The sequence below is a fragment of the Trichlorobacter lovleyi genome (assembly GCF_015239775.1).
GTDB lineage: Bacteria > Desulfobacterota > Desulfuromonadia > Geobacterales > Pseudopelobacteraceae > Trichlorobacter > Trichlorobacter lovleyi_B.
Genome location: NZ_CP058409.1, coordinates 1,371,674 through 1,384,417 on the forward strand (window position 1 = coordinate 1,371,674; position 12,744 = coordinate 1,384,417).

The 12,744-nt window shown below is 51.5% G+C and carries 12 protein-coding genes; 10 read left to right on the top strand and 2 right to left on the bottom strand.

Annotation, left to right across the window (positions count from 1 at the left end; genetic code table 11):
• The first annotated feature begins 158 nt into the window (after positions 1-158).
• From FY034_RS06275 to FY034_RS06320, 10 genes are all read left to right on the top strand, one after another.
• Positions 159-1,571 carry a sugar transferase gene (locus FY034_RS06275; protein ID WP_265554516.1) on the top strand — a complete coding sequence of 471 codons (1,413 nt, stop codon included), beginning with the start codon at positions 159-161 and terminating at the stop codon, positions 1,569-1,571.
• Positions 1,572-1,836: 265 nt separating this feature from the next.
• Complete coding sequence (locus FY034_RS06280; protein ID WP_265554517.1) at positions 1,837-2,328, top strand: helix-turn-helix domain-containing protein; 492 nt, start codon at positions 1,837-1,839, stop codon at positions 2,326-2,328.
• A complete protein-coding gene (locus tag FY034_RS06285) occupies positions 2,321-3,025 on the top strand; it encodes a nucleotidyl transferase AbiEii/AbiGii toxin family protein (RefSeq protein WP_265554519.1) in 705 nt (234 codons plus the stop codon). The genes FY034_RS06280 and FY034_RS06285 overlap by 8 nt, the downstream gene beginning before the upstream one ends.
• Positions 3,026-3,292: 267 nt before the next feature.
• Positions 3,293-3,661 (top strand): four helix bundle protein, encoded by a 369-nt coding sequence (locus FY034_RS06290; protein WP_265554521.1) that lies wholly within the window; start codon positions 3,293-3,295, stop codon positions 3,659-3,661.
• A 70-nt stretch (positions 3,662-3,731) separates the two neighbouring features.
• Complete coding sequence (locus FY034_RS06295; protein WP_265554523.1) at positions 3,732-5,324, top strand: capsule assembly Wzi family protein; 1,593 nt, start codon at positions 3,732-3,734, stop codon at positions 5,322-5,324.
• A 454-nt stretch (positions 5,325-5,778) separates the two neighbouring features.
• Positions 5,779-7,974, top strand: a complete 2,196-nt coding sequence (locus FY034_RS06300) for an SLBB domain-containing protein (RefSeq protein ID WP_265554525.1) — start codon at positions 5,779-5,781, stop codon at positions 7,972-7,974.
• Between the two features lie 8 nt (positions 7,975-7,982).
• On the top strand, positions 7,983-9,233 hold the full coding sequence (locus FY034_RS06305) for a GumC family protein (RefSeq protein ID WP_265554528.1): 1,251 nt from the start codon (positions 7,983-7,985) through the stop codon (positions 9,231-9,233).
• Between the two features lie 29 nt (positions 9,234-9,262).
• On the top strand, positions 9,263-9,628 hold the full coding sequence (locus FY034_RS06310) for a hypothetical protein (RefSeq protein ID WP_265554530.1): 366 nt from the start codon (positions 9,263-9,265) through the stop codon (positions 9,626-9,628).
• Between the two features lie 196 nt (positions 9,629-9,824).
• Positions 9,825-10,556, top strand: coding sequence for a phosphatase PAP2 family protein (locus tag FY034_RS06315; RefSeq protein WP_265554532.1), 732 nt, complete (start codon positions 9,825-9,827; stop codon positions 10,554-10,556).
• Between the two features lies 1 nt (position 10,557).
• On the top strand, positions 10,558-10,896 hold the full coding sequence (locus FY034_RS06320) for a diacylglycerol kinase (RefSeq protein ID WP_265554533.1): 339 nt from the start codon (positions 10,558-10,560) through the stop codon (positions 10,894-10,896).
• A gap of 17 nt (positions 10,897-10,913) precedes the next feature.
• Here FY034_RS06320 and glgC read toward each other — a convergent pair whose 3' ends face one another.
• Positions 10,914-12,155, bottom strand: coding sequence for a glucose-1-phosphate adenylyltransferase (gene glgC, locus FY034_RS06325; protein ID WP_265554535.1), 1,242 nt, complete (start codon positions 12,153-12,155; stop codon positions 10,914-10,916).
• A gap of 147 nt (positions 12,156-12,302) precedes the next feature.
• The gene (locus FY034_RS06330; RefSeq protein WP_265554537.1) at positions 12,303-12,731 is read right to left on the bottom strand and encodes a Spy/CpxP family protein refolding chaperone; all 429 of its coding nucleotides are present in this window, start codon (positions 12,729-12,731) and stop codon (positions 12,303-12,305) included.
• Positions 12,732-12,744: the final 13 nt, after the last annotated feature.

Consider the following 12,744-nt stretch of genomic DNA (forward strand, 5'->3'; position numbering starts at 1 on the left):
AGGTGAATACTATCTCAGAACAGTCAGCAGATGAGGAGTTATTCCGCCCTCATAGCCCTATGCTTGTTCTCCGCCGGTTTGCCAACGTACATACTCTGTGGTATGTTAAGTTTCATTAAGCCCCCTGTGTACTGATTTTACAGATAGGAACCTATTCTATGCTTCGTCAGCAAGCCCGGCTGATTACTGCCCTTTCAATTGCGCTGGATCAGTTTAGTCTGTTGGTGGCATTTACCTGTGCCTATATTACCCGAAAAGGGTGGACAGGCTTTGAAGTCTATAATGACCGGTTATGGTTACTGTTGGTGATATTGCCCTGCTGGTACCTATTGTATCAGCAGGCGGGTATTTATAACTCGCTACGTACCGTATCGTTTTGGGGGTTGGTCGGTAAACTTGTTAAGGCTCATCTGTGGGGTGGGCTCTTTGTTGCCAGCGTATTGTACCTGACAAAAACTTCTGAGTTCAGCCGCGCAGTACTATTGCTCTTCCTGTTGTATTCAACGCTATTCTCACTGCTTACTAAGTTGTCTGTTTCGTGGATACTCCGTTTTTTCCGACGTAAAGGCCAAAACGTGCGTTACCTGTTGGTAATTGGTACAGGCGACGTTGCCAGACAATTTGTTGATTTGCTGGCTGCACATGAAGACTGGGGGCTTTGTATAGTGGGACTGATTAAGGTTGCCGGTGAGGATGATCAGTCAGCAGCCATGCAGGGATATACTATCATCGGAGGCTTGGATCAGGTGCCGGCAATCTGCAAGCAACAACCGGTGGATGAGGTAATCTTTTGTGTTCCCCGCCGGGTAGTGGTAGATGTTGATGGATTTTTGCTTGGCCTTGGTGAATTGGGGATTACCGTCAGGATGGTTATTTCTGCCGGGTTTGGCTTTAATGCTCAGCGTGAAATTGGTTTGTTTCACAATGCCTTGCCAATTTTGACATTTCATGCCTATGCCTTTGATGTGGCGCAGTTGTTTGCCAAGCGTTGCCTGGATATTATCGGGGCTGTTGTCGGTTTGGGGATAACAGCCTGTTTTTTTCCTTTTGTGGCCTTGGCAATTCGACTTGAATCATCGGGGCCGCTTTTTTTTGGCCAGGAACGGGTTGGACGTCATGGACGGATTTTCCGTTGCTGGAAATTTCGCAGCATGTTTATTGATGCTGAGGAGCGTAAGCAGGATCTGATGGCACAAAATGAAATGAACGGCGCCATGTTCAAGATTAAGGATGATCCTCGTGTTACCAAAGTAGGTAAATTTATCCGCAAGACAAGCATTGACGAGTTGCCCCAATTCTGGAATGTGTTGTGCGGCGAGATGAGTCTGGTCGGTACACGTCCGCCAACCCCTGCTGAGGTTGCAACCTACGAAAATTGGCATCGTAAAAGAATTTGTATCAAACCCGGTATTACTGGATTATGGCAGGTGTCGGGACGGAACCAGATTACAGACTTTGATGAGGTGGTACGCCTGGATATCCAGTATATTGACAACTGGAATATCTGGGTTGATGTCAGGATTCTTCTTAGGACGATCTGGGTGGTGCTGGCGGGGAGCGGAGCGAGGTAGATTAAAGGCAATTTTGAATTCTGAATGCTGGATTTTGAATGCTGGATTAAAAACATGATTGAATTTAAGGTGTTATATTTAAAATCTCTAATTCGAAATTTAACATTGCCATAAAGCAATTTTGAATGGTGGATTTTGGTTTTTGAATGAAACATGGTTAAATTATTGGTTTTACATTTAAAATCTATAATTCAAAATCCAATATCGCCTTTTAGTGTTTCTTGTTGTTGACAATCGTCATGTTTTGTTTAAAATGAGAAGCGTTATGCCGGCAAAGTCTCCCGATAGTACCGTCGAAGTTGCTGACAAGCTTTGCACTCTGGGCAAGCAGATCCGTGCACAACGCAAGGCTCTGCGTATCAGTGCGACTGTAACAGCTGAAGCTGCAGGTATGTCGCGGGTGACCTTGCACCGGATCGAGAACGGTGAACCCTCGGTTACCATTGGCGCATATCTCAATGCCATGGCGGCCTTGGACTTGGATTTCGGTATCTTCAAGCCTTCCGAAGCAACAATTGAAAAACCTGAAGTTGACCGGGAGGGGTGGATTCCTGCCCGTATTCAGCTGGCGGATTATCCACAACTCAGGCAGCTTGCCTGGCAACTACAGGGTATTGATGCATTGACACCTGCAGAGGCGCTGAGTATCTACGAACGTAACTGGCGTCACATGGATCTGCAGGCGCTGGATAATCGTGAGCGACAGTTGGTTAACGCACTGCGTTTGGGGTTTAGTGAGCGTCATAGCGATGTTTGAACGACTGCACCACCAGATGATTGCACAGGTTCTTGATGCCCTTAATGGCCCTCTGTTACGGCAGAACAACTGCCTGTTCGGGGGAGGCACAGCCATCACGCTTCGATATGGCGAATATCGCGAGTCGGTTGATATTGATTTTCTGATATCGGACCTGTCGAGCTACTGTCACCTGCGCCAGTTGCTCACTGGTCCACGTGGCATAGCTGGTATAGTCCGAATAGATGCACAACCCTTGGCACTCGCCCGTGAAATACGGGCGGATCAGTATGGTATCCGGACGATGCTGCGGATGGCAGATCAGCTGATCAAATTTGAGATTGTATTGGAGGGTCGCATTGAGCTGGCAGCGCCGACAGTTCATGATGTAGTGTGCGGTATTGCGACTCTCACTCAGCTGGACTTGGCTACCAGTAAGCTATTGGCTAATTCTGATCGCTGGAGTGATGACGGTGTATTCAACCGTGATCTGATTGATCTTGCTATGATGGCTCCCTCCCTGACGCTACTGAGACAGGCAGTGGCAAAAGCAGAAGTCGCCTATGGCCAATCTATTGGGCTGGATCTTGATAAAGCTCTTGAACGGCTGCAAAAACGCCATGGCTGGCTTGAGCGATGTATGCAGGCAATGGCTATGAATGTGCCGAAAGCCGTTGTCTGGCAACGACTTCGCGTGCTACGCAAGGTGCTGCAATAAGGTAATTGAAAAGCAATTTGAAAAGCAATTTTAAATTCTAGATTTTGGATTTTGGATTAAATACATGGTTAAATTATTGGTTTTACATTTAAAATATATAATTCAAAATTCAACATTGCCATAAAGCAATTTTGAATGGCCTGAGAAAGCAATTTTGAATGACGAATTTTGAATTCTGGATTAGAAACTTGATTGAATTTAGGGTGTTACATTTAAAATTCATAATTCAAAATTCAACATTGCCTTTTCTTGAGTGGTGAGTATGCAATGAAGGAAAATGTGATCAGGGACAAGAGTTATTCTTTTGCTCTGCAAGTTGTTGCCCTTTATAGGCAGCTTTGCAAAAATGGCGAGTATGTGCTGTCAAAGCAACTACTACGCTCGGCTACCAGCATCGGAGCCAATGTTGAAGAGGCGCAGGCTGCACAAAGCAAGGCTGACTTTGTTGCCAAGATGTCAATTGCCTCTAAAGAAGCGAGGGAGACAAACTATTGGTTACGATTACTCCGAGACAGCGAGATTTGCACGATTGATGTTGAGAAGCTGCTTAGTGATTCGGAATCAATTATTAATATTCTAACAGCCATTATCAAATCATCGTCATTAAAATACTCAAAATCCAGAATCCAACATTGAGAATACAACATTCAGAATTCAGAATCTAAAATTCAACATTCAAAATTCAGCAATGTCCCGTGAGGATCTGATGTATATACGTCGTATAGTACTAACTTTATGCATACTGTTACTTGCTATTCTGCCGGGGCATGCGGAACCACTCTCATCCTCCAACATTCCATTGGACAGTCCGCTCTACCTGTATCTTGAAAAATTGACCGGTATGGGGTTAATAACCTCTGATATCAAAGGGCTTAAACCGTTTGCCAGGGCTGAGGCTGCCCGGCTGACCCTGGAGGCTGAACAACACTTACGGGAACAGGGGGAGGCGGCTTCACCGGTAGGGCGTGCCTTTGTCAAACAGTTGAAGAAACAGCTCGCACGGGAGATTGCACTACGAAACCCCGAACATAAGGCAAAGTTGTTTGATGCAACGCCGGTGGTTTCTACCCGTTTGAGGTATGTTTATCTGGATGGTGTGGCACGCAACTATAACCGTACTGCCATTGATCCGGGGCATCAGTCAGCCTTTGGATTCATCGGTGGAGATCTGCGTCCCTTCGGGCCGCAGCAGGTGCATGTCACCGGCACGGAAGGGACCCCGCTGCTGGAAAATAATAACGGCACCATCCACTCCAGAGGGCATAGTGGTGAGCTGCGTGTGGCATCAGAAGGATATCTCTCCCGTTATGTCACCCTGTTTGTTGAACCCAAACTGCTGGCCAGCAAGGATAAACAGCATGGATTTATAGAGAAGGGCTACCTGACCATTGGCCGCGGCGGTCTGGCCCTTGAAGCCGGCCGGGATGAAAACTGGTTCGGCCCCGGTTATCGCGGCACAACCACGCTCACTAATAATGCCCAGAACTTCGATCAGATCAAGCTCTGGAGTCCTGAGCCGATTGATGTCGGCTGGCTGAAGCACTATCTGGGGGACGTCAAGTATGCATTGCTTGTTTCCCGTTTCGACAAGACCGGCAGCGGTACAACAGCACGCCAGCCCTATCTGGTGGGTGCCAAGTTGGCAATCAAGCCGGCGGCATGGTGGGAGATCGGGGCTAATTTTGTACGCCAGGTGGATGGTATCGGCGATTCAATCTGGGGAGGCGGCAACAATGATCATTCCAACACCATAGCTGGTCTTGATCTTCGTTTCCGTATCCCCTGGCTCCGCAATACTGAACTGTACGGTGAATTTTCCGGTGAAGATAATGCCGGTGGTGTCTGGCCGATTGTGGAGAGCTATGTCGGCGGTATCTTTATCCCCTGCCTGACCGGTTCATGTCAGGATGATCTCAGATTTGAGTATTTCTTTGGCAGCGTGATGCTGTATGGTGACTGGCAGTTTCCTGCCGGGTATGTCTACCACAACATGACGCCGGGGCACTCGCAAGGCGGGGCAGGGGTGCAGGAGTTCTATGGGCGTTACAGCCATTGGTTCGGTGTGCATACTAACCTGGCCTTTGAATATTTCTACACGGAACGTGGCCGTTCCTACCGGATGCCGGGGCAGGAAATGGAATCAAAACACAGTGGACGCATCTCCTGGACCGTGCCGCTTGTTGATGACCTTGATGCGCAACTGATGTATGGTGTTGAAGGAATCAGAAATGTCAATTTGAGTGCGGGACAGCACCGCACCAATCAGATTATGAAACTTGAACTACGCTATCGTTATTGAATCAAAGGGGCTACAGATGAAGCAGCTGTTTCGTGGGGTTGTATCGGCAGTTTTGATTGCTGTTGTTTGTTCTCAACAGGTTTTTGCAGCCCAGTTTATGGATCTGCCCTCTTCGCAGGGAGTAAATCAGAACAGTACAGCTGTGTCTGGCACCTCATCTTTACCAGCTGGAGTTGCATCGGACCAACAGGGGGTAACTATTCAGGCTCCACTGCAGGGTTCAGGTGTTTCGGCACCAATGACGCCTCAGCAGTTTCAACAGTTACCCGTCGGCATTCGTGAAAAAATGTTAGCGGATACTCTTGGTAAAAAAAATAGTATTCCGCAGGCGAACCCACCGCTGCAGTTTGATAAGAGTGATGCTAAAGTGCCACCTGCTCCCAGTACACCCAACACAATAGATAATGCACCGACATCCCGAATAGAATCAGCATTTTCAAAGAAAACAACAACCTTGCTTGACAAGATGGATACCGTACCGCTTGGACGTGAGTTGAAGCAGTTCGGCTATGATTTTTTTGCCAATACAGCTCAAATTTCTGCGGTAGATACCCTGCCAGATATAAGCGATTACCAAGTTGGCCCCGGCGATGTACTGAACCTGAATGTCTGGGGCAGTGCCGATATCAGGCTGGACCTGACGATTGACCGCAACGGTGAAGTGATGATTCCCAAGGTCGGCACGGTACGTCTGTGGGGGATGTCCTTTGATCAGGCCCGCTCTGCCATCAATGCTGCGCTGTCAAATTACTACCGTGATTTTGGCATGAACCTGACCCTGGGGCGTCTGCGCTCGATTCAGGTCTATGTGGTGGGTGAAGTGGTTAACCCGGGCCGTTATGCAGTCAGTTCCCTGGGGACTGTCATCAATGCCCTGGCAGCTGCCGGCGGACCTTCTCGCAATGGATCATTGCGTATGATCAAGGTCAGTCGTGGCAGTAAGGCCGTTGGTCAGATTGATCTGTATGAAATGCTCTTGAACGGGGATCGCAGCAAGGATGTGCGGCTGCAGAACGGTGACACCATTTTTGTACCGGTCATTGGTCCGGTGGTGGCGGTGGCTGGTGAGGTCCGGCGTCCGGCCATTTACGAGCTGCAGGGACAGACCAGTCTGAAAGAGGTGTTGCGGATGGCTGGCGGGGTTGCTGCCAGCGGCTATACCGGCCGTATCCAGGTTGAACGGATTGTTGCCAACCAGAGCCGGATTGCCCTTGACTATGAGCCCAAAGGAAGTGATGCGGAGAGCGTGCTGTCGTCAGTAACGCTGCAGGACCGTGATATGGTGAAGGTCTTTCCTGTGGAAGAGGCGATCCGCCAGGTGGTTACCCTGAAAGGGAATGTTGTCCGGCCAGGTGAGTACCAGCTCCGTAAAGGGATGCGGCTGACCGATCTATTGCCTTCAACCAAGGCGTTGCAGCCGGAATCCTATCTTGATTCCGTTGAAATCACGCGGCTTTCTCCCCCTGATTGGCGGCGTGAGCTGGTAACCGTCAGTCTGCGCAGGGCCTTGGAGGGGAGTGAGGCAGATAATATCCTGCTGCAGGAACAGGATGCCGTGCGGGTATTCTCCCGCTGGGAGATGGAAGAAAAACCCAGGGTTGCCATTAACGGTGCAGTGATGAATCCCGGTACCTACCCCTTCTATCCCGGTATGACCGTCCGCGATCTGGTAACTGCTGCCGGAAGTCCCCGCCGTTTTGCCTACTTAGATCAGGCAGAACTGAGCAGGATCATTATCGGCAGGGACAAGGCCTCCTGGACGCGTCTTCCCCTTAACCTTGCCCAGGCCCTGGCTGGTGATGTCACCCAGAATCTGGCACTGCAGTCCGATGATGTCCTGATCGTCAGGAGTATCTCTGAGTGGCAGGATGCTACAGATCGCCTGGTGACCCTGAAGGGGGAGGTGCGCTATCCCGGGGTCTATACCATTTCACGGGGCGAAAAACTGGCGTCAGTGCTGGCCAGGGCTGGGGGCTATACTGACAAGGCCTATCTGCGCGGCGCCAAGTTTACCCGGCAGTCGGTGCGCGAACAGCAGCAAAAACATATGGATGAGATGATTGCCAGAACTGAGCAGCAGGTTGCCCGCAAACAGTCTGAGCTGGCTAGCGTTGCCACCTCTAAAGATGAGCTGGCAGCAACCCAGGCCTCGCTGGAAGCACTGAGTAAAAGTCTGGCAAAGCTGAAGACACTCAAGGCTGAAGGCCGTGTGGTGATAGAGCTGGCCCAACCAAAGGAGTTTCTGGCCAGTTCCAGCAATATTGAACTGGAGGCCGGTGACATGCTTGAAGTTCCTGAACGCCCAGGTACGGTCTCTGTAATGGGCCAGGTCTACAACCAGACCGCCTTTATCTATCACCCGGAAGAGGGTGAAGTGGGTACCTATCTTGAAAAGGCCGGTGGTCCGACCTCGGATGCTGAAAGCTCGGAGATGTATGTGGTCAAGGCCGATGGTACCGTGTTCAGCCGCCAGCAGTCCTCGATCTGGAGCTTTGGCGGGTTTGGTTCAAGCCCGCTCCTGCCGGGTGATACTTTGGTGGTGCCCCAGAAGCTCGAACGGATTGCCTGGATGCGTGAGATCAAGGATATCACCCAGATTCTGGCCAATATAGCAGTGGCTGCCGGTACTATCTGGATCGGTTTGAAATAGGAGCAATGATGAGCGAATCTCAAGAGACCGTAGCAACGTCATCTCACCAGCACCCTGATGACGAGATCAACCTGCTGGATTACCTTGAAATATTGGCCCGCAATTGGCGCATGATTGTAAAGACCATAATTATTGCAGCTTTTGTATCAGTGATCTACAGCTTGCTGCTCAGAAATATTTACAGTGCAACCACCCGCATCCTGCCACCCCAGCAGGAGTCATCCGGCCTGATGGGGATGCTGATGGGGGCCAGTGGCGGTATGGGTAGTCTGGCATCAGACCTGTTGGGAAAAGGATCAGCAGCTGAGATGTATATCAGCATTCTCAATAGCGAGGAGATCAGTGACCGGATCATTGATCGTTTCAATCTGATGGAAGTCTATAAGACCAAATACCGTTTGGATGCATACAAAAAGCTTGATAAGAAAGTTGCTATTTCTTCCGGTAAAAAAGATGGCATCATTGTCATTACAGTGAACGACAAGGACCCCAAACGGGCTGCTGCGATTGCCAATGCCTATGTTGATGAGTTGAGTAAGCTGTTAATAAAGCTAAATATTGTTGGTGCTGGTAAGAATCGAGGCTATCTTGAAACCCGTCTGATAAAGGCCCGGACTGATCTGGCAGCTGCCGAGGATGCGCTGAAGGCATTTCAGGCAAAGAGTAAGATCTTTTCGGTCTCAGACCAGGCCCAGGCCAGTATCGGTGGCATTGCCCAGTTACAAGGTCAGTTGGCAGTGCAGGAGGTGCAGCTCGCTACTCTGCAACGACAGTTCACTGAAAATAGCCAAGAGGTAAAAACAGCCAAGGCTTCGATTGCCAACCTGCGGGGCCAAATCGCCCGCCTGGAGGGCCAGGGCGGCGGCGGGGTAGTGCCGGGGGTGGGGACCATGCCGGAGCTTGGCCAACAGTACCTGCGCCTGATGCGGGAATTCAAGATCCAGGAAACCATTGTCGAGCTGCTGACCAAACAGTATGAAATGGCCAAGCTCAGTGAGGCCAAGGATGTGGTGAACGTCCAGGTTATCCAGACAGCCAGGGTGCCGGACAAAAAGAGCAAACCCAAGCGTAGCATAATTGTACTGTCAGCAACCTTTGCCGCAGGCTTTATAGCTATCCTGTACGCCTTTATCCGTGAGGCAGCCATTCGGATGCCGCCGGAAGACCGTGCGCGTTGGCAAAAGATTCGCAGCCTGCTGCCTGATCTTTCCGGCCTGAACAGTCGCCTGCGGCGTCTTAGGCCGGGCAAGTCCGCCTGAGATCTCAGGAACGCACATCGACCGTATCAATGCTATCCATTCAACTGGTGTGGCGTCTGGCACTTGCCGTTGTTACGTTGGTGATTCTGTACCTAGCTCTGATCCCCGCCCCACCGTCAGAAGGGCTGGGGTGGGATAAGCTGAATCACGCCATAGCTATGGCTGTTGTCACCGTTATTGCTTTTCGTACGCTCCGGCCCGTTTCACTGCGGGCCGTTTTATTGGCTGGGCTGTATGCCCTGTTGCTGGGAGCGCTGATCGAGCTGTTGCAAGGTACGCTGACCACAGCCCGCTCGGCTGAATGGGGTGACCTGCTGGCTGATGCTGTTGGTGTGGCGCTTGCCATGCCGGGTCTGTACCTGTGGAAGCGAAAGACAATTACAAGGGAATGTTGAATTTTGAATGCTGAATTTTGAATGGAACATGAAAGGCAATTTGAAAGGCAATTTGAAAGGCAATGGTGAATTTTAAATGATGAATTTTAAATGGAGGGTTCTACATTCAAAATCTAAAATTCAAAATTCAACATTGCTTTTGCTTTTGCTTTTGCTTGCGACGTTATGCCAGCCTGTCCTGGCAGAGGAGCTGACTGTGCGTGGCGAGCTGAAAGGTTTCAGCAGTCGCCTGCTGGATGAGTCTAGCGATTTTGTCAGTACCCCCTTTACGCTGCAGGATGGGCATCTGTTCTGGACGCTGGGGGTTGTCGGTGCGATCGGCCTGACCTATGCCTACGATGCTGATATCCGTGACAAACTCAGCGGAACCCATAGCAGGTCACTTGGCAAGTTAACCGACGCAGGGGAGTTGATCGGTAATCCGTACCTGCATCTGGGTGTGGCTGCGTTGGTGTACGGTGGTGGCCTTGCGGCCGGTTCTCCAAAGTGGAGGGAGACAGGCGAGATGCTGGGTGAGGCGTTGATCCTGGCTGATGCCGCCACTCTGTTGATCAAAGAGGGGACTGGTCGTGGGCGTCCGGTGGCAACGGCACGTAAGGATGACTTCAGACCGTTCCAGTTCAGGAATGACTACGATTCCTTTCCTTCCATGCATACAGCCAGCTCATTCGCCCTGGCTTCGGTGCTGGCCCACAGCTCGGAGAGTGTCCCGGTTGCGCTTGTATCCTACTCGACCGCTGCCTTTGTGGGCTTCTCCCGTATGTATCAGAACAAGCACTGGGCCAGTGATGTCCTGCTCGGGGCGGCGATTGGTGAACTGGCTGGTCGTGTGGTAACGTCCTTCCATGCGGACAGGGGGAACAAGCTGGTGCTGCTGCCGGCAGTCAGTGGAGACGCAGTGAGTATGAACCTGCTGTACCGCTTCTGATATGAAGCGTTTTCTGGTCTCACTCGGCTATGCGCTGGAGGGCATCAGGTTTGGCATCACAACCCAGCGGCATCTCAGATTTCATCTGGTTGCCGCCTGCCTGGCCCTGGCCGCTGGTGCCTGGAAAGGGCTGCAGCCTGTTGCATGGGGCCTGCTTGTACTGTTGATTGCTGCGGTGGTTGCCGCCGAGTTGATGAATACCGCCCTGGAGGCGGTGGTTGATCTGGTTTCCCCCGGGCAGCATCCCCTGGCCAAGGCGGCCAAGGATGCTGCTGCCGGGGCAGTGCTGGTGCTGGCAGGTGCTGCCCTGGTGATTGCTGTTTTGTTATTCTGCTACTGATACTCTCCTGATATCTGCTACCGGTCTTTTCTCGGTACCACCACAATGCCTGATTCGGTGATGGTATAGCCGTTCTTGAGGTCATCTTCATGATTGCAGCCAATCTCGGCTCCATCAGGAATGACTACCCCCTTGTCGATAATCGCCTTTTTGATCTTGACGTGCCGGCCTACGGTAACCCCCTCAAACAGGATGGAGTCTTCCACCAGGCTATAGCTGTTGATCTTGCACATCGGCCCCAGGATTGAGCGGCGAACGGTGCTGCCGCTGGTGATGCAGCCGCCGGTGACGTAGGAGTCGATATTGACGCCGCGACGGCCTTCTTCGTCAAAGACGGTTTTGGCCGGCGGCAGGTTGCCCTGGTTGGTCAGGATCGGCCACTTGTAGTTGTAAAGGTTCAGCTGGGGTGAAACATGGATCAGGTCCATGTTGGCCTCGTAGTAGGAGTCCAGCGTACCGACATCCTTCCAGTAGCCCCGCTCTTCCGATTTCATCCCCGGTACCAGGTTGTCGTTAAAATTGTAGGCGAAGACCCGATCACCCTTTTCCAGCATCATCGGAATGACGTGCTTGCCGAAGTCAAGGTCTTCATGGAGTTTTTTACCTTCCAGCAGGACTTCGATCAGCTTGCGGGTGGGAAAGATGTAGTTGCCCATGGAGGCAAAGCAGGTTTCACGACCCGGTATGGTTTCAGGATCTTTCGGTTTTTCTGTAAAGGCGGTGACGCGGTTGTCGTCATCAACTGAGAAGACCCCGAAGCGGCTGGCCTCTTCTTTCGGCACCTCCAGGGAGGCGATGGTGAGGTCGGCACGGTTCATGCGGTGGAACTGGATCATCTGGGTCACATCCATCTTGTAGATATGATCACCTCCAAAGACCGCCACGTAGTCCGCATCGGCGGTTTCCACAAAGCGCAGGTATTGCAGAATGGCATCTGCAGTGCCCTTGAACCACTGTTCGCTGTCGCTGCTGGTCTCCGGTGAGATGGCCACGCAGAACTCTCCCAGACCGGTCCATTTACCCCATGATTCACGAATATGCTTGTTGAGTGAGTAGGCCCGGTACTGGGTCAGGATGTACATTCGCCTGATACCGGAGTTGAACAGGTTACTCAAGACAAAGTCAATGATCTTGTACTTGCCGCCAAAGGTGACGCTGGGCTTGGCGCGGCGCAGGGTCAAAGGCATCAGCCGTTCTCCTTTGCCGCCTGCCAGAACCATGGCAATGGTATTCCTGCCAAGATTTGATCCGTCGAACATGGGAAGCTCCTTCTTGCAGTCTCTGATTGCTCTTAGCTTATCCTTTAGCCGTAAGCTGTCAAGCATGCAAGCCTGATTTTTCCGGAAGGAGCGCTGCGGGAAGGGCAAGGGCAGGAGAATCCTGCCCTTGCATCATGGGAAGTGCTGCTACTGATTACGTGGTGCTGGGAAGAGAGACCTGATGCGTACCTGGGTACGGATATGCGAGACCAGCAGTTCTGTCTGCAGTTCTGACTGAAGCTTTGCCAGTGCCGTAATTGCGGCCTCATCAAACGGCTCCCGGTCTGCTGCCTGCTGCAAGGTATGCCGGTTTTCTTCCATTTTCTGCATAATCCCCGCAGTGTGGTCCCGTTCTTTTTTAAGTAACTGGTCCAGTTGCGCCTGCTGCTCGCTGGTCAATTGCGGCAACCCCCTCATCCTGTGATGCCCGGGGCCCGGCAAGGGAGGATGAGGCCGGCAATCAGGTGGCGGTGGAGGTGGTGGCAACAGTGCCTCGGGGCATTCCTCTGCCTGTACGGTTGAACCTCCCAGTAGTAATCCTGCTAACAGTAGTGCTGACAACAGCCGCATTACCATGGTGCTGCTCCTT

Excerpts from the sequence above, each read along its gene's own strand:
- FY034_RS06275 (WP_265554516.1), top strand. The coding sequence starts at position 159 with ATGCTTCGTCAGCAAGCCCGGCTGATTACTGCCCTTTCAATTGCGCTG.
- FY034_RS06280 (WP_265554517.1), top strand. The coding sequence starts at position 1,837 with ATGCCGGCAAAGTCTCCCGATAGTACCGTCGAAGTTGCTGACAAGCTT.
- FY034_RS06285 (WP_265554519.1), top strand. The coding sequence starts at position 2,321 with ATGTTTGAACGACTGCACCACCAGATGATTGCACAGGTTCTTGATGCC.
- FY034_RS06290 (WP_265554521.1), top strand. The coding sequence starts at position 3,293 with ATGAAGGAAAATGTGATCAGGGACAAGAGTTATTCTTTTGCTCTGCAA.
- FY034_RS06295 (WP_265554523.1), top strand. The coding sequence starts at position 3,732 with ATGTATATACGTCGTATAGTACTAACTTTATGCATACTGTTACTTGCT.
- FY034_RS06305 (WP_265554528.1), top strand. The coding sequence starts at position 7,983 with ATGAGCGAATCTCAAGAGACCGTAGCAACGTCATCTCACCAGCACCCT.
- FY034_RS06310 (WP_265554530.1), top strand. The coding sequence starts at position 9,263 with ATGCTATCCATTCAACTGGTGTGGCGTCTGGCACTTGCCGTTGTTACG.
- FY034_RS06320 (WP_265554533.1), top strand. The coding sequence starts at position 10,558 with ATGAAGCGTTTTCTGGTCTCACTCGGCTATGCGCTGGAGGGCATCAGG.
- glgC (WP_265554535.1), bottom strand. The coding sequence starts at position 12,155 with ATGTTCGACGGATCAAATCTTGGCAGGAATACCATTGCCATGGTTCTG.
- FY034_RS06330 (WP_265554537.1), bottom strand. The coding sequence starts at position 12,731 with ATGGTAATGCGGCTGTTGTCAGCACTACTGTTAGCAGGATTACTACTG.